Origin of the sequence: Vibrio sp. 10N.222.52.B7 (genome assembly GCF_041474275.1) — a bacterium.
Taxonomy (GTDB): Bacteria; Pseudomonadota; Gammaproteobacteria; order Enterobacterales; family Vibrionaceae; genus Vibrio; species Vibrio crassostreae_C.
Genome location: NZ_JBFRTU010000106.1, coordinates 1 through 22,465, shown reverse-complemented (window position 1 = coordinate 22,465; position 22,465 = coordinate 1). Strand labels below are relative to the sequence as shown.

20 protein-coding genes and 2 tRNA genes are annotated in these 22,465 nt (G+C 44.6%); 2 read left to right on the top strand and 20 right to left on the bottom strand.

Annotation, left to right across the window (positions count from 1 at the left end; translation table 11 throughout):
• Window positions 1-150: 150 nt before the first annotated feature.
• From lipA to leuS, 12 genes are all read right to left on the bottom strand, one after another.
• Window positions 151-1,116 carry a lipoyl synthase gene (gene lipA / locus AB4512_RS20645; protein ID WP_017064177.1) on the bottom strand — a complete coding sequence of 322 codons (966 nt, stop codon included), beginning with the start codon at window positions 1,114-1,116 and terminating at the stop codon, window positions 151-153.
• A gap of 4 nt (window positions 1,117-1,120) precedes the next feature.
• Window positions 1,121-1,780, bottom strand: coding sequence for a lipoyl(octanoyl) transferase LipB (gene lipB, locus AB4512_RS20640; protein WP_372175519.1), 660 nt, complete (start codon window positions 1,778-1,780; stop codon window positions 1,121-1,123).
• A 195-nt stretch (window positions 1,781-1,975) separates the two neighbouring features.
• The gene (ybeD, locus tag AB4512_RS20635; protein WP_026084358.1) at window positions 1,976-2,254 is read right to left on the bottom strand and encodes a DUF493 family protein YbeD; all 279 of its coding nucleotides are present in this window, start codon (window positions 2,252-2,254) and stop codon (window positions 1,976-1,978) included.
• 232 nt (window positions 2,255-2,486) lie between these two features.
• Complete coding sequence (locus tag AB4512_RS20630) at window positions 2,487-3,668, bottom strand: serine hydrolase (protein ID WP_372175518.1); 1,182 nt, start codon at window positions 3,666-3,668, stop codon at window positions 2,487-2,489.
• Window positions 3,669-3,761: 93 nt separating this feature from the next.
• A complete protein-coding gene (locus AB4512_RS20625; RefSeq protein ID WP_372103925.1) occupies window positions 3,762-4,601 on the bottom strand; it encodes a septal ring lytic transglycosylase RlpA family protein in 840 nt (279 codons plus the stop codon).
• Between the two features lie 3 nt (window positions 4,602-4,604).
• Window positions 4,605-5,726, bottom strand: coding sequence for a rod shape-determining protein RodA (gene rodA, locus AB4512_RS20620; RefSeq protein ID WP_017062334.1), 1,122 nt, complete (start codon window positions 5,724-5,726; stop codon window positions 4,605-4,607).
• Window positions 5,726-7,618: a penicillin-binding protein 2 gene (gene mrdA / locus AB4512_RS20615; RefSeq protein ID WP_017068507.1), complete on the bottom strand. Its 1,893-nt coding sequence runs from the start codon at window positions 7,616-7,618 to the stop codon at window positions 5,726-5,728. The genes rodA and mrdA overlap by 1 nt, the downstream gene beginning before the upstream one ends.
• Before the next feature lie 6 nt (window positions 7,619-7,624).
• Window positions 7,625-8,095 carry a 23S rRNA (pseudouridine(1915)-N(3))-methyltransferase RlmH gene (rlmH, locus tag AB4512_RS20610; protein WP_017068506.1) on the bottom strand — a complete coding sequence of 157 codons (471 nt, stop codon included), beginning with the start codon at window positions 8,093-8,095 and terminating at the stop codon, window positions 7,625-7,627.
• 3 nt (window positions 8,096-8,098) lie between these two features.
• Window positions 8,099-8,416, bottom strand: a complete 318-nt coding sequence (gene rsfS / locus AB4512_RS20605) for a ribosome silencing factor (RefSeq protein ID WP_372175516.1) — start codon at window positions 8,414-8,416, stop codon at window positions 8,099-8,101.
• A gap of 66 nt (window positions 8,417-8,482) precedes the next feature.
• Window positions 8,483-9,508: a DNA polymerase III subunit delta gene (gene holA / locus AB4512_RS20600; RefSeq protein WP_017071280.1), complete on the bottom strand. Its 1,026-nt coding sequence runs from the start codon at window positions 9,506-9,508 to the stop codon at window positions 8,483-8,485.
• 9 nt (window positions 9,509-9,517) lie between these two features.
• Complete coding sequence (lptE, locus tag AB4512_RS20595; RefSeq protein ID WP_372175513.1) at window positions 9,518-10,159, bottom strand: LPS assembly lipoprotein LptE; 642 nt, start codon at window positions 10,157-10,159, stop codon at window positions 9,518-9,520.
• Between the two features lie 179 nt (window positions 10,160-10,338).
• Entirely contained in the window at window positions 10,339-12,915 is a 2,577-nt protein-coding gene (leuS, locus tag AB4512_RS20590) for a leucine--tRNA ligase (RefSeq protein WP_048614215.1), read from the bottom strand.
• Between the two features lie 263 nt (window positions 12,916-13,178).
• Here leuS and AB4512_RS20585 point away from each other — a divergent pair, with 263 nt between their 5' ends.
• Window positions 13,179-13,649, top strand: a complete 471-nt coding sequence (locus AB4512_RS20585; protein ID WP_017062329.1) for a zinc ribbon-containing protein — start codon at window positions 13,179-13,181, stop codon at window positions 13,647-13,649.
• Between the two features lie 90 nt (window positions 13,650-13,739).
• On the opposite strand, the gene lnt is transcribed toward AB4512_RS20585, so the two are convergent.
• From lnt to miaB, 5 genes are all read right to left on the bottom strand, one after another.
• Entirely contained in the window at window positions 13,740-15,257 is a 1,518-nt protein-coding gene (gene lnt, locus AB4512_RS20580) for an apolipoprotein N-acyltransferase (RefSeq protein ID WP_017064170.1), read from the bottom strand.
• Between the two features lie 32 nt (window positions 15,258-15,289).
• Complete coding sequence (gene corC / locus AB4512_RS20575) at window positions 15,290-16,180, bottom strand: CNNM family magnesium/cobalt transport protein CorC (protein ID WP_012603382.1); 891 nt, start codon at window positions 16,178-16,180, stop codon at window positions 15,290-15,292.
• A 120-nt stretch (window positions 16,181-16,300) separates the two neighbouring features.
• Complete coding sequence (gene ybeY / locus AB4512_RS20570) at window positions 16,301-16,762, bottom strand: rRNA maturation RNase YbeY (RefSeq protein ID WP_012603383.1); 462 nt, start codon at window positions 16,760-16,762, stop codon at window positions 16,301-16,303.
• Window positions 16,763-17,884: a PhoH family protein gene (locus AB4512_RS20565; RefSeq protein ID WP_017062327.1), complete on the bottom strand. Its 1,122-nt coding sequence runs from the start codon at window positions 17,882-17,884 to the stop codon at window positions 16,763-16,765.
• Window positions 17,885-18,047: 163 nt separating this feature from the next.
• On the bottom strand, window positions 18,048-19,472 hold the full coding sequence (gene miaB / locus AB4512_RS20560; protein ID WP_065584439.1) for a tRNA (N6-isopentenyl adenosine(37)-C2)-methylthiotransferase MiaB: 1,425 nt from the start codon (window positions 19,470-19,472) through the stop codon (window positions 18,048-18,050).
• A 308-nt stretch (window positions 19,473-19,780) separates the two neighbouring features.
• Here miaB and AB4512_RS20555 point away from each other — a divergent pair, with 308 nt between their 5' ends.
• Window positions 19,781-20,956: a 2-octaprenyl-3-methyl-6-methoxy-1,4-benzoquinol hydroxylase gene (locus tag AB4512_RS20555; RefSeq protein WP_372175511.1), complete on the top strand. Its 1,176-nt coding sequence runs from the start codon at window positions 19,781-19,783 to the stop codon at window positions 20,954-20,956.
• Between the two features lie 68 nt (window positions 20,957-21,024).
• Here AB4512_RS20555 and AB4512_RS20550 read toward each other — a convergent pair whose 3' ends face one another.
• The 3 genes from AB4512_RS20550 to AB4512_RS20540 all read right to left on the bottom strand — a co-directional run bounded on the left by AB4512_RS20550 (window position 21,025) and on the right by AB4512_RS20540 (window position 22,446).
• Entirely contained in the window at window positions 21,025-22,071 is a 1,047-nt protein-coding gene (locus AB4512_RS20550) for a lactonase family protein (RefSeq protein ID WP_372175510.1), read from the bottom strand.
• A gap of 158 nt (window positions 22,072-22,229) precedes the next feature.
• Window positions 22,230-22,314, bottom strand: a tRNA-Leu gene (locus tag AB4512_RS20545).
• Between the two features lie 55 nt (window positions 22,315-22,369).
• Window positions 22,370-22,446 (bottom strand) — tRNA-Met (locus AB4512_RS20540).
• Between the last annotated feature and the right edge of the window lie 19 nt (window positions 22,447-22,465).

Sequence of the window (22,465 nt, the reverse complement as noted above, 5' to 3'; positions counted from 1 at the left end):
TTACGGGGTCACTTCATAAAGAGTGGCTTTGTTGTTTTTATATAAAGCTTAGTGGCACGAAATATAAAGCTATAGCGGCACGAACAAGATAGAAAAAAGGCGCTGAACATAATATTCAGCGCCTTTGCATTGTTCGTTAAGCAATCGTGATTACTTAATTTCCATACCTTGAGCTTGCAAGTCCGCATGGTAAGAAGAACGTACAAACGGGCCACACGCTGCGTGAGTAAAGCCTAGCTCTAGAGCAATCTCTTTCAGCTCATCGAACTCAGAAGGCGGCACGTAGCGTTCTACTGGTAAGTGGTGACGGCTTGGTGCTAGGTATTGACCTAGTGTCAGCATAGTCACACCATGTTCGCGAAGGTCTTTCAGTACTTGAACGATCTCTTCTTTTGTCTCGCCAAGACCCATCATCACACCTGATTTTGTTGGGATATCAGGGTGCTGCTCTTTGAATTTCTTCAGTAGATCAAGAGACCACTTGTAGTTCGCACCTGGACGCGCTTTACGGTATAGACGTGGCGCTGTCTCTAGGTTGTGGTTGAAAACATCTGGCGGGTTGTCTTTCATTAGGTCAAGCGCAACGTCCATACGACCGCGGAAGTCTGGAACCAGTGTTTCGATACGAATATTTGGGTTGAGTTCGCGAATCTCACGGTTACAGTCAGCAAAGTGCTGAGCACCGCCGTCACGCAAGTCATCACGGTCAACTGAAGTGATTACAACGTACTTCAGTTTCATGTCTTGAATTGTTTTAGCCAGTTTCTTCGGCTCTTCAGCTTCAGGAGCAACAGGACGACCATGGGCAACATCACAGAACGGGCAGCGACGAGTACAGATAGCGCCAAGAATCATAAACGTTGCCGTACCGTGGTTGAAACACTCGGCTAGGTTAGGGCAAGACGCTTCTTCACAAACTGAGTGCAGGTTGTTTTTACGCATTGCTGATTTGATTTCTTGAATACGATGGCTGTCTGAAGGAAGTTTAATCTTCATCCATTCAGGCTTACGTAGAACTTCTTTCTGTTCAGCAGGCATATTCTTTACGGGAATTAATGCCATTTTGTCAGCGTCACGATATTTAACGCCTTTTTCCATTTGGATTGGTTTGCTCATGATTTTATGCTTCTGCTGTAATGTTACTGGTGGCTTGAATGTCTACTTGGTCATAGCCGAGTAGCTCTACGAGCTCTTGTATTAACTGTTGCTCAACGTTTTCTAGTTCACTTGGTCCGCCGAGTTGGCTTACCTGCGCCATTTCCATACCTTGGTAACCACATGGGTTAATACGTAGGAATGGAGACAGGTCCATATCGACGTTGAGTGCTAACCCGTGGAACGAGCAGCCACGTCGAATACGTAATCCAAGTGAACAGATTTTCTTGCCATCGACATAAACACCAGGAGCGTCAGGTCGGGCAGCTGAATCTATATTGTAAGCTTTCAGAGTATTGATTACGAGGTTCTCGATATGAGTAACCAAATCACGTACTCCGAATTTCTTGCGGCGGATGTTAATCAGAAAGTAAGCCACTAATTGGCCTGGGCCGTGGTAAGTCACTTGGCCACCGCGGTCGGTTTGTATTACAGGGATATCACCGGCATTTAATACATGCTCAGCTTTGCCTGCTTGTCCTTGAGTGAAGACAGGGTTGTGTTCAACCAACCAAACTTGGTCTAGGTCTTCTTCCGTGCGTTCGTCTGTGAACTTATGCATGGCTTTCCATACAGGTTCGTAATCCTGACGGCCTAATTTTTTTACGATTAGCTTATTTTGCAAAGCTGCACTCCCTCAAGGATTAATAAAGTGAACGCATTATAAACGCGAAACATGATTCTAACTACAGACGGACTGCAAGGTTTTTCAACTTTCTTTGTATTTATTGAAAATTAAGTTGAATGAATTTGAGCTAGATAGGGCGCTTTAAACAAAAACAGCGGCAATAAGCCGCTGTTTTTCATGTGTAATCGGAGATTACAGAACCATACGAACGATTTCGATCTCGCCCAGTTCTTTATAAAGAGTTTCTACTTGCTCAATTGAAGTCGCAGTAATATTGATAGAAACAGAGTGGTAGTTACCTTTCGCACTTGGTTTTAGCGTTGGGCTGTAGTCACCAGGAGCATGACGCTGGATCACTTCTAGTACTAGCTCAGTCAGTTCTGGCTTAGCGTGGCCCATTACTTTGTAAGTGAATGAACAAGGGAACTCTAAGAGGTCTTTTAGTTTTGCATCAGAATTGATGTTCATGATTAGCTCCAAAAGGCTAGACTCTCGCAAATTGGCGAAATGTCGATAAAAAGCGTGTTCGGTCAACAGACACGAGTAATAAGGCGGAATATTACGTGTAAATATCACCGAACTCAAGATCAACAAAAGCCGCACATGGCGGCTTTTGGTTCGCTAATGAGTAAATCATGAACTTACTCATTAGGTTAGCTATACAACAAGCTTGGGTTTTACCTAGAACAAACCTTTTGCTTGTTTAGAATAAACCCTTGAACAGAAGAACTAGGTAGTCCCATAGACGGCTGAATAGGCTGCCTTGGTCTACATCTTCAAGTGCTAGTAGTGGGTATTCAGCAACGTCTTCACCGTCTACTTGGTAGAATAGTTTACCAACTACATCGCCTTTGCTGATTGGCGCTTCTAGCTCTTTCTCAAGAACGAAGCTTGCCTTCAGGTTCTTAGCTTGACCACGAGGTAGCGTTACGAAAGTATCTTCGTCGACACCCAGTGCAACTGTGTCCTTGCTACCCATCCAGATCTTCTCTTCTACGAAGGTTTCACCGGCTGTGTGTGGTGCCACTGTTTCAAAGAAGCGGAAGCCGTAGCTAAGCAGTTTTTTGCTTTCTGTTTTACGAGCATTCGCATTCTTGGTGCCCATAACTACAGCCACTAGGCGCATTTTGCCTTCTGTCGCTGAGCTTACTAGGCTGTAACCTGCATTGCTTGTGTGGCCCGTTTTGATGCCATCAACGTTCATGCTCTTATCCCATAACAGACCGTTACGGTTGTATTGGGTGATGCCGTTGTATGTGAATTTCTTCTCTGAGTAGATACGGTACTCGTCTGGTACGTCGCGAATCAGCGCCTGACCAAGTAGCGCCATATCGTAAGGCGTTGAGTATAGGTTCGGGTTGTCTAGACCGTGCACGTTAGCAAAGTGCGTGTCTTTCATGCCGATAGAGCTTGCCCAAGCGTTCATTAGGTCAACGAATGCATCTTCAGAGCCAGCGATGTGTTCAGCCATAGCAACACATGCGTCGTTACCTGATTGAATGATGATACCGCGGTTTAATTCTTCAACTTTAACCGTAGTGCCCACTTCAACGAACATCTTAGATGAATCTGGGAAGTTTTTAGCCCAAGCATTTTCACTGATTACAACATCGTCGTTTAGGTTGATGTTGCCACGGTCGAGCTCTTGGCCGATCACGTAGCTCGTCATCATCTTGGTTAAACTTGCTGGAGAAAGCTGAGTATTCATCTCTTCCTCTGCTAGTACTTTGCCTGAATGGTAATCCATCAGAACAAAACCTTTAGCGGCGATTTGAGGTGCATCAGGAACAACAATAGGAGCGGCGAATGACGATGTAGCTATCGTTGCAGAAAGAGCAACAGAAGTAGCAAAAATCGATTTAACAAGTTTATTAGATTTAATCATTTTGAATGCAATTATTTGGTGAACTATTCATATATTAACAGAATCACTCTGTCACACCAGAGCGCTGATTACCAGAAGTAACTGTTAGATTAATTAGCGAGTTAGGGTGTGTTTTTTTATATAAGCTGACGGGTAACCCATTAGCTTAACTTGTTCTAATTTCTCTTGAGTCAGAGCATAGTCATGAAATGGCCCAATCATCAGACGGTATTTGTCATCATTTGGCTGCAAGAACGTTGCTACTTCTAGCTTTTCGGCTAGATCTTTCGCTAACTTTTCGGTCCTATCTTCATGTGGAGATGTTGCGACTTGAATAATAAATTGCGGTAAAGCAGCCTTTTTATTTGCGTCGGTTGGCATAGCCACAGTAATGACTTCAATCTCAACATTTGCCGTGCCGGTTCTCAACACATCGAGCTTGTAAGCTGCCGCATAACTAAGGTCAATGATTCGGCCTTCATGGAATGGGCCGCGGTCATTGATACGAACAATTGTCGTTTTGTTGTTGTCAGTATTCGTCACTTTTACATAGCTTGGAATTGGCAATGTTTTGTGCGCCGCAGACATCGAATACATGTCGTAGATCTCGCCGTTCGACGTTAAGTGGCCATGAAATTTCTTACCGTACCAAGAGGCTTTGCCTTTCTCAGTAAACCCTTCGGTCTTCTTTACGATCTTGTAGTCTTCGCCACGTAAAGTGTAATCCGTGTTACCACCTAAACTATAAGGTTCATACTGAGGGTGAGCATCCTCGAGATGCTCTACTGAGATCGGTGCGTCTGGTGCAATATCTGAATCAATATCGTAGCGGCCTGTTGGCTGCTTTGAAGAACAACCATTGATTAAAATCGCTAGCCCCAAGATAGAGACTATTTTTTTGATTGGCAGCTCTTCAACCAAGGATGCTTTTTTTTGAAACGTTGTAATAGACATCGATTAGGTCGCCTTTGAGAATGCTTTTCTGTGTGTATGTATCGACATTAAAATACCAAAACCAGCCATAAGGGTAACCATTGAAGTACCGCCATAACTGACTAGAGGAAGAGGAACACCAACTACAGGTAGAATGCCACTTACCATGCCAATGTTTACAAAAATATAAACGAAGAAGCTCAGTACAATACTTCCGCCCATCATTCGACCGAATGCGGTTTGAGCTTGGCTCGCAAGCACTAAGCCACGTCCAATAATAAACAGGTAGATCGCAAGCAAGAACAAGATACCGATCATGCCCCATTCTTCGGCGATGACCGCAAAAATGAAGTCAGTATGACGCTCTGGGATGAACTCTAGTTGAGATTGAGTGCCTTGCAACCAACCTTTTCCTGATATACCACCCGAACCTATCGCAATCTTACTTTGAATGATGTGGTAACCCGCACCTAATGGATCTGATTCAGGATCAAAAAGGGTTCTAACACGCACTTTTTGATATTCACGCATCAAGAAGAACCATAGGATTGGGATAAATGCCCCTAATGCGATTGCCGCGCTAGCAATGATTTTCCAACTGATACCAGCCAGGAATATCACGAAGATACCAGATGCGGCGATAAGGATAGATGTACCTAGGTCAGGCTGCTTTGCGATTAGAATCGTCGGTACAAACACCATCACTAGCGAGATCGCTAATGTTTGGAATGTTGGTGGAAGTGAGCGCTTACCGATAAATCGTGCCAGCATCAAAGGCACCGCGAGCTTTAATAGCTCTGACGGTTGGAATCGAACAAAGCCGAAGTTTAACCAACGCTGGGCGCCTTTAGAGGCTTCACCAAAGAACAACACGCCCAATAGCAAGATGACACCACCTACAAATAGCAGTGGTGCCAAGGTTTCATAAGTACGAGGTGAGATTTGCGCTAGGAAGATCATCACACCTAAAGACAGAGCCATGCGCATCGCCTGGCGGTCCATCATCGCAAGGCTTTGTCCGCTTGCGCTGTACATGATCAGCAGGGCAAAGCCCATTAAAACCAGAATGCCAAGCAAAAGCGGCAGGTCGATATGCAGCCTTTCGAATAGGGCTCTATTTCGTCCAGTTGAAGGATCAAGTTTCATTATTTAATTGGCTCACTTTGATAATCTTCTGCAAGGATAATATGGTCTAAAATCCTTCTTACTACTGGGCCGCCGTTAGAAGAACCGCCACCTGCGTTCTCTAGAACGATAGTCACGACGGCTTCAGGATCTTCAAAAGGCGCGTAACCCGTAAAGAGGGCGTGATCGCGTAAGTGCTCTGCGATTTCATCCGCGTTGTACTCTTCATCTTCTTTTAAGCCGAATACCTGCGCGGTACCCGATTTACCAGCGGTTTGGTAAGACATTTTCTGGAATGAACGTCTTGCCGTGCCTTTTTTACCGTGGTTAGCCAGCCTCATACCTTCCTGAGCGATATCCCAATACTTCTTCTTAACCCCGGTTAGCGGTGGGTAAGTTTCAATGTCCGACATGATTTGTTCATCGAATGGACGACCGTTATCAATGGTTGAACGAAGTAGGTGAGGTGCGGTTACTTCACCTTCATTGACCAAAACTGATGTGGCTTTTGCAATCTGCATGGGTGTTGCAGTCCAGTAGCCCTGTCCAATACCAACTGGAATAGTATCACCTTGATACCAAGGCACACGGTGTCTGGCCATCTTCCAATCACGAGTTGGCATATTGGCTTTGCTTTCTTCGTAGATATCGATGCCAGTATAATCACCAAAGCCGAACATCATCATCCATTTGGATATGCGATCAATGCCGAGATCATAAGCAATTTGGTAAAAGAAGGTATCCACCGACTCTTCAATCGCTTTTTCTATATCCACGACACCGTGTCCCCAACGCAACCAGTCACGGAATGGTCTCGTTTTTGAGTTTGGTATCTTCCAATAGCCTGGGTCATTGCGCGTAGTGTTTGGTGTAATAACACCTTCTTGCAGAGCAGCAACAGCAATGAAGGGTTTGATCGTCGATGCTGGTGGGTAAATCCCTAGCGTGGCACGGTTAACCAAAGGGCGGTTTTTGTCTTGAAGTAGCGCGTTATAGCCTTTAGACGAGATACCATGCACGAATGCGTTTGGGTCGTAGCTTGGGCTCGATACCATGGCTAACACGCCATTGTCTTTCGGATCGAGAACGATAGCTGAACCACGGCGGCCATCAAGTAACTTATGTACGTATAGCTGTAGCTTGATATCTAAGTTAAGTACGATATCTTTGCCTGGAACCGAAGGGACAAATTTGAGGGTACGAATCACTCGTCCACGACTGTTAACTTCGACTTCTTGGTAGCCAGCTGTACCGTGCAACATATCTTCGTAATAACGCTCAATACCCAACTTACCGATATCACGTGTAGCTTGGTAATTGGCGTCTTTTTCTTCTCGCATCAAGCGCTGCATATCACGGTCATTGATGCGCGATACATAGCCTATTACGTGAGTGAGCACATCACCGTAAGGGTAGAAACGCTTCAAAGTTCCCGTAACTTCAACACCTGGGAATTTGTGTTGGTTTACAGAGAAGACGGCAACTTGTTCTTCAGACAGTTGATTAAGAATAGGTACTGATTTAAAGCGTCGTGAATTACGACGATCACGATTAAAGCGCTCGATACGCTCTGGCGGGATCTCAATTAATGCTTGCAGACGAGCAAGCGTGTCATCCATATCTTTAATTTTTTCGGGTATGATTTCTAGATTGAAAACAGGACGGTTTTCGGCAAGAAGTATACCGTTGCGATCGTAAATCAAACCACGGTTAGGGGCGATCGGAACGACCTTGATACGGTTGTCGTTAGAACGAGTTTTATAGTCTTGGTATTGATTGACCTGAATGTTGTACAGGTTAACAACCAACATCGACATCATGACTATGATCCCCGCAAACGCAACAAAAGCACGGCTAGTAAATAGTCGTGCTTCTGCTTTGTAATCGCGGATTTGGCTACGTTTACGTAACATTAACGCTTATTCTCGATGATAAGGGTGGTTAGCAGTGATGCTCCAAGCTCGATACAAGCTTTCAGCCATGATAACGCGTACTAATGGGTGAGGGAGAGTAAGCGCAGACAGAGACCAACTTTGGTCTGCGGCCGCTTTACATGCAGGTGCTAATCCTTCAGGCCCGCCAATTAGGATAGATACGTCACGTCCATCCAGCTTCCAACTTTCTAATTGCTCAGCAAGTTGAGGTGTATCCCACTTTCTACCTGGGATATCGAGCGTGACAATACGGTTGCCTTTTGGAACTGCAGCCAGCATCGCTTCACCTTCTTTTTGAAGAATGCGTGCAATATCTGCATTTTTACCGCGCTTTCCTGCAGTAATTTCAATGAGCTCTAATGGCATATCGTGAGGGAAGCGGCGTTTGTATTCTTGAAACCCTTCTTCAACCCACTTTGGCATTTTTGTGCCAACTGCGATTAACTGGATCTTCAAAGCTTAGCCCCAAAGTTTTTCTAGTTGGTACAGCTCACGATGCTCTTCTTGCATAACGTGAAGCATGCTTGTGCCCATATCTAGAACAACCCATTCACCTTCTTGCTGACCGTCCATACCTAGAGGTTGCATACCCGCTTTACGCACTTCATTAGCAACATGTTGTGCAATAGAGGCAACATGGCGTTTAGAGGTGCCAGTACAAACAATCATGTAATCAGTAACGCTTGATTTGCCTTCTACATCGATAGTTACAATCGATTCTGCTTTCATGTCGTCGGCTTTGTCTGCAAGAAAATCTTTTAGTTCTTCACGTAACACTGGGTGTTCCTTTAATCTGAATTTAGCTTTGTTTAGGGGCTGTCGACCCTAGAATATAACACGCTTTTATGCGTGGAATGGTATTGAAGCTGAAGGGATACAAAACTCTACGCTTAACTGATGAATTAGTGGCCAAGGCGACTGCTCATATTGAGTTTTTGTCATCAATTCAGCTTGAGTGAGCAACGCGAACAAAGAGTGTAATTGAGAAATCGAAACTCTTGTTAGCGCGGCGTTATAAAGAGGCTTTTTAGATTGCCAGATACGGTGTTTTTCGAAGACCTGACCAATCGGCATCTGTTTCATTTGTTGCTGCATTTGTAATAGCAGAGCAAGCTCTCGTTGTATGCTACGTAATAAAATGACGGGTTCGACACCTTCAGCTTCTAGCTGACGCAGGATTCGTTGTGCTCGGTTACCTTTGCCTGCCAATAACGCATCACTCCAATGGAATGGAGTAAAATGGTTGTGTCGACTCAGCGATTCTTCTAAGCGTACTAACGTGAGTTTTCCATCTGGGTATTGGAGAGCCAGTTTTTCTAGGCTTTGGGTGAGAGCAAATAGATTACCCTCATGCCATTGCGCCAGCATTTGAATCGCTTCAGGGTCTGGCGTTAAACCGATTTGACGGCAACGCGCTTGGACAAACTGAGGTAACCGACTGACATCTGGCGTTAGGCAACTGACCCAGTGACCCTGATTAGACAGTGCTTTAAACCATTTAGCACTTTCTTGAGCCTTGGTTAGCTTCGTGCCAATCAAGACCAACAGAATATCGCTGTGGATATGCTCTGAGATTGCCAGTAGCTCTTTGGCTATCGCAGCATTGACTCCTGATTCCGGCAGCTCAAGCTCGATGATTTGACGGCTAGAGAACAGGCTTAATGCTTGAGTACAGTCATAGACTTGATTCCAGTCCAGACTGTTATCAATCGCAAAGCGGTGACGTTCATCAAAGCCTTGCTGTTTTGCAACCTTTTGAATCGCTTCTCGGCTCTCTTGTAACAGAAGAGGCTCGTTACCGAAAATGAGGTAAACATTACTCAACTGTTTGGCAAGTTGCTCTGATAAGCGGTCAGCAAAAATACGCATCAAATAAACCTATTGTTCAGCTGATTCGACGGGCTCTGTCGTTTCAGTAGAACTTGGATCTATTTCGACGTTCTTGATGTTGTATTGTTTCTCAAGCTCTTTCACTTGAACATGTTCTAGCGCATCCAGATCCATGCTATCAGCTGCGATGTTCGCTTTTAGTCGAGCCATCTGACGAAGGATTTGACTTGTTGCAAGCTTACGCATCTCATCTTCGATCATGTCTCGTTCAACCGACTTTGCGAGGGCTGTTAGTGGGTTATCTAGGTAACTACGGGTAACACTGGTTGAGAACGTTTTTGAGCCAAGATCTGGGATCGTTACTCGGTATGAAGCGTTAAATGTTAGCTCAATTTCGGCGGCACGAGTATTTTGGTATAGCGATAAAGTACGCTCACCTACGCTCTCACTAATAATATGCAGGTTAGGTGTATTCTCAGCCGGTGGCACAATTTCTACATCATTCATACGCAGTTGACCTTTCATCATACGTGTAAACGTACTGTATTGGTCGTAACTGGTTACGGAGATCTTGTTGAGTTCTTCTGGTACGGAGTAATCACCACGTAGGTGGAAACCACACGCACTTAATAGGCTGACGGTTAAAACAACAACAGTAACTTTCAATGAAGATAGTGAAATCAGGCGCATTATTTGATGGCTCTCATGAAGGTAGAATACTTATTTAAAGGCTTTAGTTCGTTTGAGTGGTTAGGCTCAAGTCTAAAGCGCTTAAATAAGTAGACAGGGCAATTAGCTACCCTGTCTACAGACTGCTTTTGATGAATTAAGTTCGTTAATTCTTTAGCAATTGCATTGTGCTAACGAAATTAGTTAGCAACGATGTTTAGAAGCTTACCTGGTACGAAGATAACTTTACGGATAGTTAAGCCATCTAGGAACTTCTTAGCGTTCTCATCGTTTAGACCAAGCTCACGAACTTGCTCTTCTGTTGCATCAGCAGCAACGGTTAGTTTCGCACGTAGCTTACCGTTGATCATAACAACGATAGTTTTCTCGTCTTCAACTAGCGCTTTCTCATCGAAAGTTGGCCATGTTGCTGAGTCTACGTTTGATTCACCCAGTGCAATCCACATTTCGTAAGAGATGTGTGGCGTCATTGGGTAAAGCATGCGAACAACAGCTTTTAGCGCTTCATCAAGGATTGCACGGTCTTGTGCAGATTCTTGAGGTGCTTTCGCTAGCTTGTTCATCAATTCCATGATCGCAGCGATTGCTGTGTTGAACGTTTGGCGACGGCCGATATCGTCCGTTACTTTCGCGATAGTTTTATGGATATCACGACGAAGTGCTTTTTGGTCGCCAGATAGCGCAGAAGCATCAACAGATTCAGCAGCACCCTTAGAAGAGTGAGCGTGAACCAATTTCCAAACACGTTTAAGGAAGCGGTTAGCCCCTTCAACGCCAGACTCTTGCCACTCAAGCGTCATGTCTGCAGGTGATGCAAACATCATGAATAGACGTACTGTATCAGCGCCGTACTTGTCTACCATCTCTTGTGGGTCGATACCGTTGTTCTTAGACTTAGACATTTTGATCATGCCTGAGTGTTCAACTTCACGACCTTGATCGTCGACTGCTTTTTCGATGCGACCTTTACCGTCACGTTCAACCGTTACGTCAGTCGGTGCAATCCACTCTTTGGTGCCTTTTTCGTTTTCGTGATAGAACGCGTCAGCCAGAACCATGCCTTGACATAGTAGTTGCTTGAACGGTTCATCAGACGTCACGTAGCCAGCATCACGTAGAAGCTTATGGAAGAAACGAGAGTAAAGCAGGTGCATACAAGCGTGCTCGATACCACCAACGTATTGGTCAACTGGTAGCCAGTAGTTTGCTTTCTCTGGATCTAGAATGTCGTCTGCTTGCGGTGAACAGTAACGTGCGTAGTACCAAGAAGACTCCATAAACGTATCGAACGTGTCAGTCTCACGTAGAGCGGGTTCGCCGTTGAATGTTGTTTCAGCCCAAGACTTGTCAGCCTTGATTGGGCTCGTTACGCCATCCATTACTACATCTTCAGGAAGAATGACTGGCAGTTGGTCTGCTGGTACTGGGTGAACTTCACCGTCTTCAGTGGTTACCATTGGGATTGGAGCGCCCCAGTAACGTTGACGAGATACACCCCAGTCACGTAGACGGAAGTTTACTGTCTTCTTACCTTTGCCTTCAGCTTCAAGCTTCGCAGCAATTGCATCGAATGCTTCTTGGAACGCAAGACCATCGAATTCACCAGAATCAAACAGTACACCTTTTTCAGTGTAAGCCGCTTCAGACACGTCTAGTTCAGAACCATCTTCAGGTTTGATTACTGGGATGATATCGATGCCGTACTTAGTTGCGAACTCGTAGTCACGTTGATCGTGAGCAGGAACCGCCATTACCGCACCTGTGCCGTAATCCATAAGTACGAAGTTTGCTACGTATACAGGAACAACACGACCGTTAAGAGGGTGGATAGCCGTTAGGCCAGTATCCATACCTTTCTTTTCCATCGTTGCGAGTTCAGCTTCAGCAACTTTAGTGTTACGACACTCTTCAACGAATGCAGCAAGCTCTGGGTTGTTCTTCGATGCTTTCTCTGCAAGAGGGTGACCTGCAGCGATACCAACGTAAGAAACACCCATTAGTGTATCTGGACGTGTTGTGTACACTTCTAATGGTGCTTCTTCGCCGTTAACAGCGAAAGATAGCTCAACACCTTCAGAGCGGCCGATCCAGTTGCGCTGCATGGTCTTAACCATTTCAGGCCAACCTTCAAGGTTGTCTAGATCGTCTAGTAGCTCTTGAGCGTACTCAGTGATTTTAATAAACCACTGTGGAATTTTCTTTTGCTCTACTGGAGTGTCACAACGCCAGCAACAACCGTCTTCTACTTGCTCATTTGCCAGTACTGTTTGGTCGTTTGGACACCAGTTCACTGAAGATGTCTTCTTGTAAACCAGGCCTTTTTCGTAAAGCTTAGTGAAGAACTCTTGTTCCCAACGGTAGTACTCTGGAGTACACGTTGCGAATTCACGGTTCCAGTCGTAACCAAAGCCTAGAAGCTTAAGCTGGTTCTTCATGTACTCAATGTTTTCGTAAGTCCATGGTGCAGGTGCTGTATTGTTTTTAACAGCGGCGTTTTCTGCAGGTAGGCCGAATGCATCCCAACCAATTGGCTGCATTACGTTTTTGCCTTGTAGACGTTGGAAACGAGATACCACATCACCGATGGTGTAGTTACGCACGTGACCCATGTGCAGTCGGCCACTTGGGTAAGGGAACATAGAAAGACAGTAGAATTTTTCTTTGTTTGGGTCTTCACTTACAACGAAAGTCTCGCTGTTATCCCAGTGTTGTTGAACCTTTTGTTCAATCTCTTGCGGGTTATATTGTTCTTGCATCGATGGTATCCGGTTATCTTGGAATTTGTGAGTTCGGTTAGAACAGAATCTTACAGATCGTCATAGAATACCTAAAGGAGCTGAGTACAACAATAGTTATACCCTTCATACTTGCAGTTGCCGCTTAGTAGATTGTGTAATTTTCACTGAATTTCGCAGGGCAACTATACTTAAGAGTATGAATTGCATTTGTTTGTAAGCGGGAGTGCATTGCAGCGCATCCGTTTGCTCACTAAAAGGTTGGTTATCTTAAGGAGGTTGTTATGCCGAAGAAAAAAGCGCTCTATGAAGAAGTCGTCGAAGAGGTGATTGAAACGCTGAAGCATAGCCCTGAAGAGCTCAACAACAAAATCGAAACGTCGGGCAAGTTTGCGAAAGCAGCTAATGATATGACTAAAGATGAGCTTTCATTGATCTCTGCCTACGTGAAGTCGGACTTAAAAGAGTTTTCCGAAAGCTATGAAGAGAGTAAAAGCGGTCCATTCTATTTGATGATTGCGGACTCTATTTGGCAAGGGCTGTTGGATATTACTGATCGTACTAAGGTGGAATGGGTTGAACTGTTCCAAGACTTAGAACACCAAGGCTTGTATCAAGCGGGTGAAGTCATTGGCTTGGGAACCTTAGTATGTGACGAGTGTGGTCACCAAACCGAATATAACCACCCAACCAATATCATTCCATGCATTAAATGTGGTTCTAAAGGGTTTAGTCGTAAAGCCCTTAAACCGTAAGCTTCTGAACCATAGCGTATCAACGCAAAACCACAGCAATGAAAAAGGGTTGACCCGATCAGTCAACCCTCAAATCACTTTTCGTCGAATCTAGCTTTTTGGCTTTCTAATTACCCAACCAATCACCAAGCTGAGCATCGCCCAGATATACAGTGGCCAAGTACCTACTGTGTGATAAGGCGTTTGACCATCCGTTGAAATGAGTTCAGCTTTTAACACTGCCGTTTCAAACTGAGGCACTTGCTTGATTATATTGCCTTTGTAATCAGTAACTGCCGTCACACCGTTGTTGGTCGAGCGAATAACCGGCTTACCAAGCTCCAGAGCACGCATCTGTGCAATTTCCATATGTTGCAGAGGGCCAATCGAACGACCAAACCACGCATCGTTAGAGAGCGTTAAAATAAAGTCAGTCTCGTCGGTTACGTTCTGTCTAACTTGATCATTAAAGATGATCTCATAACACAGTGCCGGCGCTAAGTGACGACCATTTGCCACTATGTTTGGTTGAACAAAGTCGCCACGGCTAAATGATGACATTGGCAAGTTAAAGAAAGGTGCTAATGGACGCAAGATATCTTCAAACGGCACAAACTCACCAAATGGTAACAGGTGGTGTTTATGGTAGCGTTCGTCTGGATCGTAGCTGTACTCACCGTATGGATTCACACCGAGAGAAAGAACACTGTTGTAGTATTTCTTATCTTCAGACTGATTCAGCACACCGGTAATGATCGAGCTGTTGTTCATCTTCGCTGCGCTATCCAAGTTACGTAGGAAAGATGGGATCTCAACTTCGAATGCTGGAATAGCCGCTTCAGGCCAGATGATGATATCCGCTCCCCAGTTTTCTCTGCTTAGGTCGGTGTACTTCATCATGGTTGGCCAGCGATGACTCGGTAGCCATTTACTGTCTTGATCGACGTTGCCTTGTATCAAGACGACTGACGTGGTTTTTTCAGGGTTCGGCGTGACCCAGTCGATGTTGCGAATACCAAAGCCTGCGCTAAATACGACGGCGGGAATGAGAGCGATGCTCCAAGCCCGGTTAACAATCGCATAAGTGAATGCAGAGGCTGAAACAATGATCGCTAAAGTTACTAGCTCTACGCCGCCAATCGGTGCAAATGAACCCAATGGCGAATCGATTTGGCTGTAGCCTAACCAAAGCCAAGGGAAGCCCGTCATTACCCAGCCACGCAGCCAATCACAGACTAGCCAGAATGCAGGAGCTGCAAGGAAAAAGCGGCTTAGGTTATTGGCAGGGAAGAATTTATTCAAACCCCAGGTAAATAGCCCTGAATAAACGGCTAGGTAGCCAACAAGCAATGCCATCAAAAATAGGTTGGCTGCCAGTGGCATGCCGCCAAAACCATCAATGCTGACGTATACCCAGCTGATACCTGTGGTGAATTGACCTAAACCCCATGCGTAGCCAATCCAAAGCGCACTTTTAGGAGAGCGGTTGTGGATCAGTAACAGCAACAAAGCTGGGCTGAGAATAGCAAGAGGCCATATAGAGTATGGAGCGAATGAAAGGGTGGTTATAGCGCCAACAAAAACGGCCGCAAGCGGCCGTAATAGGCGATGAATAAAGGTATTAGTCATCTAATTTCTGTCATCTCTTTAGAGAGAAGTTGTTATTCTTCGATAGTCGGAAGAGGCTGTTCGTCAGGAATGGTTACCTGTAGCTGAATCACACGACGGTTATCTGCTGATGTTATTTTGAAATGGTAGTTTTCGATTTCTACAATTTCGCCACGAACCGGCAGGTGGCCGAGTGCTGTCATAACCATGCCGCCTACCGTATCCACTTCGTCGTCACTAAAGGCAGTGTTAAACGTATCGTTGAACTCTTCAATAGTGGTTAAAGCTTTTACAGAGAAGGTATGCTTACTCAGCTTACGAATATCTAGCTCTTCTTCATCGTCGAACTCGTCTTCAATTTCACCAACGATTTCTTCGAGGATATCTTCAATGGTTACCAGGCCAGAAACTCCACCAAACTCATCGACAACGATAGACATGTGGTAACGCTCTTCTTGGAACTCCTTAAGCAGGCGATCAACTCGCTTACTTTCAGGAACAACCACGACAGGGCGAATCACTTGTTCGATATCAAATGGAGCACTTTCTGAACCCAAATACTTAAGTAGGTCCTTCGCTAATAGAATGCCTTCAACATGGTCTTTATCTTCACTGATCACTGGGTAGCGAGAGTGTTGAGCATCAGTAATGAGCGCAATCAATGTATCTAGATCATCTGTGCGTTCAACTGTAACCATTTGAGAGCGAGGCAGCATGATATCGCGTACTCGCATCTCTGAAATTTCCATAACACCCTCGAGCATGTCGCGTGTGTCGTGGTCAATTAGGTCATTAATTTCTGAGTCGCGGATTACATCTACGAGCTCTTGGCGATCTTTTACTTCACCTTGAAATAGTTGGCCTAGGCGTTCAAAGAAGGACTTTCTACTCGGACCTTCAGATTTTTTACTTCCCTCAGAAGTGGGGGGGTTACCTTCGTTCATGATTTCTCAAAAAATAACGCTATCAGAAGTGTGATAGCACACGTTACAACTCAGATTCCTGTGAAAATCACAGGTTCGATGAGTTATTGTTTCTCTGCAACCTACTTTACTAGAATCAATTTACTTTTCTAGAATGTAAGGGTCTTCAAACCCCATAGATTGCATGATTTCTGTCTCGAGTGACTCCATCTCTTCAGCTTCATCATCTTCGATATGATCATAACCTAGCAGATGCAGACTGCCATGTACAACCATATGAGCCCAGTGTGCTAGCAGAGGCTTACTTTGCTCTTCTGCTTCTTTTTCGACAACTTGGCGGCAGATAATGAGGTCGCCCAGTAGATCTAACTCGATCCCTGGAGGAGCCTCGAATGGAAAAGACAACACGTTAGTTGGCTTATCTTTGCCACGATATTCATGATTGAGCTGGTGGCTTTCTTGTGTATCAACGATACGAACCGTCAACTCAGCGTTCTCTTGAAACTGAGGAATTGTCTTGTCCAACCAAAGCTGAATATCTTGCTCAGTTGGAAGACCTTGCTCATTTTCGACCGCTAATTGCAGGTCTAGTTCAATAGACATCTATTTATCACCTTGTTCTGCAATTACAGAGCTATTTTGTGTTGCTAATTGTGTCGTAACTACCTGCTGAGCCTCAAGAAGTTTGGCTTCACGCTCTTCACGTTTACGCTTTTCAAACTCTTTGCGCTCTTTCTGGTCTTTTGCTTCCCACTTCTCGTATGCGTTGACGATACGAGCAACTACAGGGTGACGAACGACGTCTTCAGACATGAAGAAGTTAAAGCTAATGTCGTCGACTTCATTGAGCACTTCAGTCGCATGGCGTAAGCCTGATTTTGCACCACGAGGTAAATCGATTTGCGTAATATCACCTGTGATCACAGCGCGTGAGTTAAAACCAATACGGGTTAAGAACATCTTCATCTGTTCTACCGTGGTGTTTTGGCTCTCATCAAGAATGATAAACGCATCATTCAATGTACGACCACGCATGTAAGCCAGTGGCGCAACTTCAATTACGTTACGTTCAATCAGCTTCTCAACTCGCTCAAAGCCAAGCATCTCAAACAGCGCATCGTAAAGTGGACGTAAATATGGGTCTACTTTTTGGCTTAAATCACCCGGTAGGAAACCAAGCTTCTCACCGGCTTCAACAGCAGGGCGCGTCAATAGAATGCGACGAATCTCTTGGCGTTCAAGTGCATCAACTGCTGCAGCAACGGCTAAGTAGGTTTTACCTGTACCTGCTGGCCCAATACCAAAGGTGATGTCATGAGTCACCATGTTCATTAGGTACTGTGCTTGGTTTGGCGTTCGAGGTTTGATGACGCCTTTTTTAGTCTTAATGGTCACTTCTTTGCCGTAGTCAATTTCAGACTCGACGTGTTGCTCCAAAATGCCTGACTCGGTGATCGCCAGATGTATTTGCTCTGGTTCGATATCGATTATGTTGCCTTTAACTGGAGCCGTTTCAACATAGAGGTGTTTGATGATGTCTAAAGCTGCGGCTGTAGTGTGAGGCTTACCAACAATGGTGAAAAAGTTGCTACGGTAATTAATCTCAACGCCCAGACGACGCTCAAGATGCTTGATGTTGTCGTCAAATGGTCCGCATAAACTTGCCAAGCGCTTGTTGTCTGCTGGTTCTAGATTTATCTCTAAGGTAACGATTTTATTGCTCAAATTAGCCTCTCATTTTGTGCCACTCGCTCTTAAATAAAACAAAGAGCAAAAAGCCCGATTTAGACCGGGCTTCTGATGGTGATATCCCTATTTCTAAGATGGTCACTTAGTTAGGTAATTTCAAGCTTTGTGTTTGCGCTTTGTGCTCAAACAGTTGTATTGCCTATGGCGTAAATGTCGCTACACCTAGCTCGTCTTCACGTTTTGTTTTTTCCATCATTTCTGCTGGAGTCATAACAACGCGTAGACCCATGTCTTTTTCTGTGCGAACTAGCTCACCACGTAGTGAGTTGGTGTAAACCTCAGTGATCTTCACATCTACGAATTGACCGATTAGGTCTGCAGAACCTTCGAAGTTCACAACACGGCTGTTTTCTGTACGGCCGCGAAGTTCCATTAGGTTCTTTCTTGATGGGCCTTCAACAAGGATACGTTGCTCTGTGCCTAACATTAGACGAGAGAAACGCATAGCTTGTGTGTTTACCGTTTGCTGCAGTTCGTACAGACGATCTTTCTTCTCTTGTGCTGGTACATCACATGGGTAATCTGCCGCTGGCGTACCTGGACGTGGAGAGAAAACAAAGCTGAAGCTCATATCGAAATCAACGTCTTTAATTAGCTTCATTGTATCTTGGAAGTCTTGCTTAGACTCACCAGGGAAACCAACAATAAAGTCAGAGCTGATTTGAATGTCAGGGCGAGCTTTACGCAGTTTACGGATAATAGATTTGTACTCGATAGCCGTATGTGGGCGCTTCATCATCGTAAGAATACGGTCACTACCACTTTGTACTGGTAGGTGAAGGAAGCTCACTAGCTCTGGTGTGTCTTTGTAAACTTCAATGATGTCGTCACCAAACTCAAGCGGGTGGCTTGTTGTGAAACGAATACGGTCGATACCGTCGATAGAAGCAACAAGACGAAGCAGTTCTGCGAATGAACAGATATCGCCTTCGTGTGTTGGACCGCGGTATGCGTTTACGTTTTGACCTAGCAGGTTAACTTCACGTACGCCTTGCTCTGCAAGTTGAGCAACTTCGAAAAGTACATCATCCATTGGACGGCTAACTTCTTCGCCACGTGTGTATGGTACAACGCAGTAAGTACAGTATTTAGAACAACCTTCCATGATAGAAACGAACGCCGTCGCGCCTTCAGCTTTTGGCTCTGGCAGGTTATCGAACTTTTCGATCTCTGGGAAAGAGATATCCATTACTGGCTTTTCGTTAGACAGTGATGATTTAATCATCTCTGGCAAACGGTGTAATGTTTGTGGGCCAAAGATAACGTCTACGTAAGGTGCACGTTGACGAATGTGATCACCTTCTTGAGTCGCTACACAGCCACCCACACCGATCACCACACCTTCTTTTTTATCTTTAAGCGTTTTCCAACGACCAAGCTGGTGGAATACTTTTTCTTGCGCTTTTTCGCGGATAGAACAAGTATTCAATAGTAGTACGTCTGCTTCCTCAGGTACTTCAGTTAGCTCATAGCCATTTGCAGCGTTAAGCAGGTCGGCCATTTTTGATGAATCATATTCATTCATCTGACAGCCCCAAGTTTTAATTAGCAGTTTCTTACTCATTATATGTTCGCTCGATCGTTAGTTTAATTTAAGGGAGCAAATCGCCCATTATTTATCCGCTAGCCCCGTTTGTCATAATTCGGTATTCAATTTTATGACAGGCTCTAGCGGCAAGCGGCGTATTGTACTGGTTTCAAAACCGACTGACTAGTAGTCTGAACAAATCTCTTATGTAGTGGTTTTTATTATCGTTAACGCCATATGCCATAAGGGATAACCCTTTTTTCGAATAAGGTTTTTGGTTACAAGTTAGTTATGAAAAAGTACAATCAAAAACAGTCAAAGAATCAAACTGATAAGTACGAAATATGAACAGTTACGATATTGTAGTAGTCGGTGGCGGCATGGTTGGCGCAGCAACAGCAATCGGTTTTGCAAAGCAAGGTCTGAGTGTTGCGGTGATCGAAGGTTTTGCCCCACAAGCTTTTGATGAATCGCAAGCGATGGACATTCGTGTGTCAGCGATTTCTCAAGCATCGGTCGATTTGCTTGAAGATCTTGGTGCATGGCAAAGTATTGCAGCAATGCGAGTGTGTTCTTATAAACGTTTAGAGACGTGGGAGCACCCAGAGTGTCGTACTCGATTTGATGCTGCCTCACTAGACCTTCCTCGTTTGGGCTATATCGTTGAGAACAGACTCATTCAATTAGGTTTATGGTCTCAATTTGATGCCTACGACAATCTCGAACTGTTATGCCCAGAAAAGCTCGATGTGATTGAGTTTGGTGAAATCAATATCGTAAAGCTTCAATCAGGGGCTGAGTTGTCTGCGAAGTGGGTGGTTGGTGCTGATGGTGCGAATTCAGCCGTTCGCCAACAAGCTGGAATTGGCATCACGGCTTGGGATTATCGACAACACTGTATGCTTATCAATGTAGAAACAGAACAACCTCAGCAAGATATTACTTGGCAGCAATTTCTACCAAGTGGCCCTCGTTCATTTTTGCCTTTGTGTTCTCTAACCTCTGACGGTCAAGAAGTCGGGCTGGGCTCGTTAGTTTGGTATGATTCTCCACTGCGTATTAAGCAACTGTCAGCAATGGCCCCTGAAAAACTACGTAACGAAGTACTTACTCACTTTCCTAAAGAGTTAGGTGATATCAAAGTCTTGAATTCGGGTTCTTTTCCTCTGACACGACGTCATGCTCAATCATACTCGAAGAATAACTGTATTTTGGTCGGAGACTCTGCGCATACCATCAACCCTTTGGCTGGGCAGGGTGTTAACTTAGGCTTCAAAGATGTATCAGTACTGCTGGATATCACCAAAGAAAAGGGTGAATTGAACCAGTCTGTAGCAAGACGCTATGAAGTGATAAGAAGAGGCGACAATCTAATGATGCAAAGTGGCATGGATTTCTTCTACAAGACATTCAGCAACGACATTGGCCCACTGAAATTTGTACGTAATGCTGCTCTAAAACTAGCTGAAAATTCAGGCCCGATTAAAGCTCAAGTATTGAAATACGCTTTGGGTCTCTAATTGAGCGTTTAAGACTGCTTATGAAAAGAAGGAGAGCGAATGCTCTCCTTTTTTGTATCAGATGACTACTATCGCTGTTGCGTCACACAAACCGGTGCATCGATCTCTAAAGAGTACCCTGTATAAACCAAAGACCCATCTTCATTATCTCGCTTGAATGAGGTGATGTTGTTGGAGTGCTGGTTGGCGGCGATAAGCCATTTCCCATCGTTCGTTATATGGAAGTCTCTTGGGAATTTGCCTTCAGTGTCGTAGCTATCAATGAAAGTCAGCCTTTGAGTCTCAGAGTCGATTTTGAAGCTACTGATTCTTGATTGGTGTCGACATGACACATAAAGGAATTGCTCATCAGGCGATAGCTTAATCGCAGCTGCTGCTTCTCCCTTCGCCATATTAGGCAATGCATCAATCTCTTCCACTACATTCCAAATGCCTAAAACCTTTTCCAAAGTCAGCAACGTTTCAGAGAGTTCACAGACCACATAGGCTCTGTCTTCAGCTTTGTTAAAGATTAAATGGCGAGGTCCATTGCCGGCGGGCACCTTAATAGACTGCATTGGCTCATCAAGGAACTCTTCTTGCTCTTCATCAAAGCAATAGAAGTTGATGCGATCGGTGCCGAGATCGACAGTCACAAACTGTGGTGAGTTTTGTAAGAACAGGCATTGATGGGCGTGTGGGCTAGTTTGTCTCTCTTTGTTTGGCCCGGAACCAACCATCTGGATTGTTTTGAGTCGTTTATCGATGCTGCCGTTGATACTTAAGCTAAAAATATCGAATGTGCCTGATGAGTATTGCGACGTGATAGCAAACTTATTGTGTGGATCTATCGCGACGTGACAAGGGTGATCTCCCGAGATGAGGCTTGTATTGTGTGTTAGCTGTGAATCAACATTAGGTATATGAATGAGCTGGGGCTGTTTTTGCTGGTCCACTTCCGATGCAGTATAGATCCCAGTCTTTGTTACAGTAATAAAAGAGGGGTTAGTACATTTGATGATCAGCTCTAGAGGTAATAGTTTTCCTGTTTCTAGATCTAACTGAGTTTGATAAACACCTTGGCTTTTACTTGGTGTATCTGTGTAGCAACCGATCGTTAAGGGGAGGGGTTTCATAGGCTAGTCATACTCAATTAGAAAATGGAGCTGACATTGTCTTATAAAATCGTATTAAAAGTGAGGTTATAGAAGAGAATACTTGGTGACTTGGCTAGCAGATTTGCATATTCCAGATAAAACAAAACCCAGCTAAAAAGCTGGGTTCTATTTAATAATGGTGCGGTCGGAGAGACTTGAACTCTCACACCTCTCGGCGCCAGAACCTAAATCTGGTGCGTCTACCAATTCCGCCACGACCGCAGCAAATCTTTATAGTCATATCGAATATTGGTGATTCAATAAAACGTTGTATAAGTGGTGGCTACTGCGGGATTTGAACCTGCGACCCCATCATTATGAGTGATGTGCTCTAACCAACTGAGCTAAGTAGCCATAATAAATCTAATCGATT

Excerpts from the sequence above, each read along its gene's own strand:
- corC (WP_012603382.1), bottom strand. The coding sequence starts at position 16,180 with ATGAACGAAGGTAACCCCCCCACTTCTGAGGGAAGTAAAAAATCTGAA.
- AB4512_RS20555 (WP_372175511.1), top strand. The coding sequence starts at position 19,781 with ATGAACAGTTACGATATTGTAGTAGTCGGTGGCGGCATGGTTGGCGCA.
- AB4512_RS20585 (WP_017062329.1), top strand. The coding sequence starts at position 13,179 with ATGCCGAAGAAAAAAGCGCTCTATGAAGAAGTCGTCGAAGAGGTGATT.
- holA (WP_017071280.1), bottom strand. The coding sequence starts at position 9,508 with ATGCGTATTTTTGCTGACCGCTTATCAGAGCAACTTGCCAAACAGTTG.
- ybeY (WP_012603383.1), bottom strand. The coding sequence starts at position 16,762 with ATGTCTATTGAACTAGACCTGCAATTAGCGGTCGAAAATGAGCAAGGT.
- leuS (WP_048614215.1), bottom strand. The coding sequence starts at position 12,915 with ATGCAAGAACAATATAACCCGCAAGAGATTGAACAAAAGGTTCAACAA.
- AB4512_RS20630 (WP_372175518.1), bottom strand. The coding sequence starts at position 3,668 with ATGATTAAATCTAATAAACTTGTTAAATCGATTTTTGCTACTTCTGTT.
- mrdA (WP_017068507.1), bottom strand. The coding sequence starts at position 7,618 with ATGTTACGTAAACGTAGCCAAATCCGCGATTACAAAGCAGAAGCACGA.
- lipA (WP_017064177.1), bottom strand. The coding sequence starts at position 1,116 with ATGAGCAAACCAATCCAAATGGAAAAAGGCGTTAAATATCGTGACGCT.
- lptE (WP_372175513.1), bottom strand. The coding sequence starts at position 10,159 with ATGCGCCTGATTTCACTATCTTCATTGAAAGTTACTGTTGTTGTTTTA.
- AB4512_RS20625 (WP_372103925.1), bottom strand. The coding sequence starts at position 4,601 with ATGTCTATTACAACGTTTCAAAAAAAAGCATCCTTGGTTGAAGAGCTG.
- AB4512_RS20550 (WP_372175510.1), bottom strand. The coding sequence starts at position 22,071 with ATGAAACCCCTCCCCTTAACGATCGGTTGCTACACAGATACACCAAGT.
- miaB (WP_065584439.1), bottom strand. The coding sequence starts at position 19,472 with ATGAGTAAGAAACTGCTAATTAAAACTTGGGGCTGTCAGATGAATGAA.
- rodA (WP_017062334.1), bottom strand. The coding sequence starts at position 5,726 with ATGAAACTTGATCCTTCAACTGGACGAAATAGAGCCCTATTCGAAAGG.
- lnt (WP_017064170.1), bottom strand. The coding sequence starts at position 15,257 with ATGACTAATACCTTTATTCATCGCCTATTACGGCCGCTTGCGGCCGTT.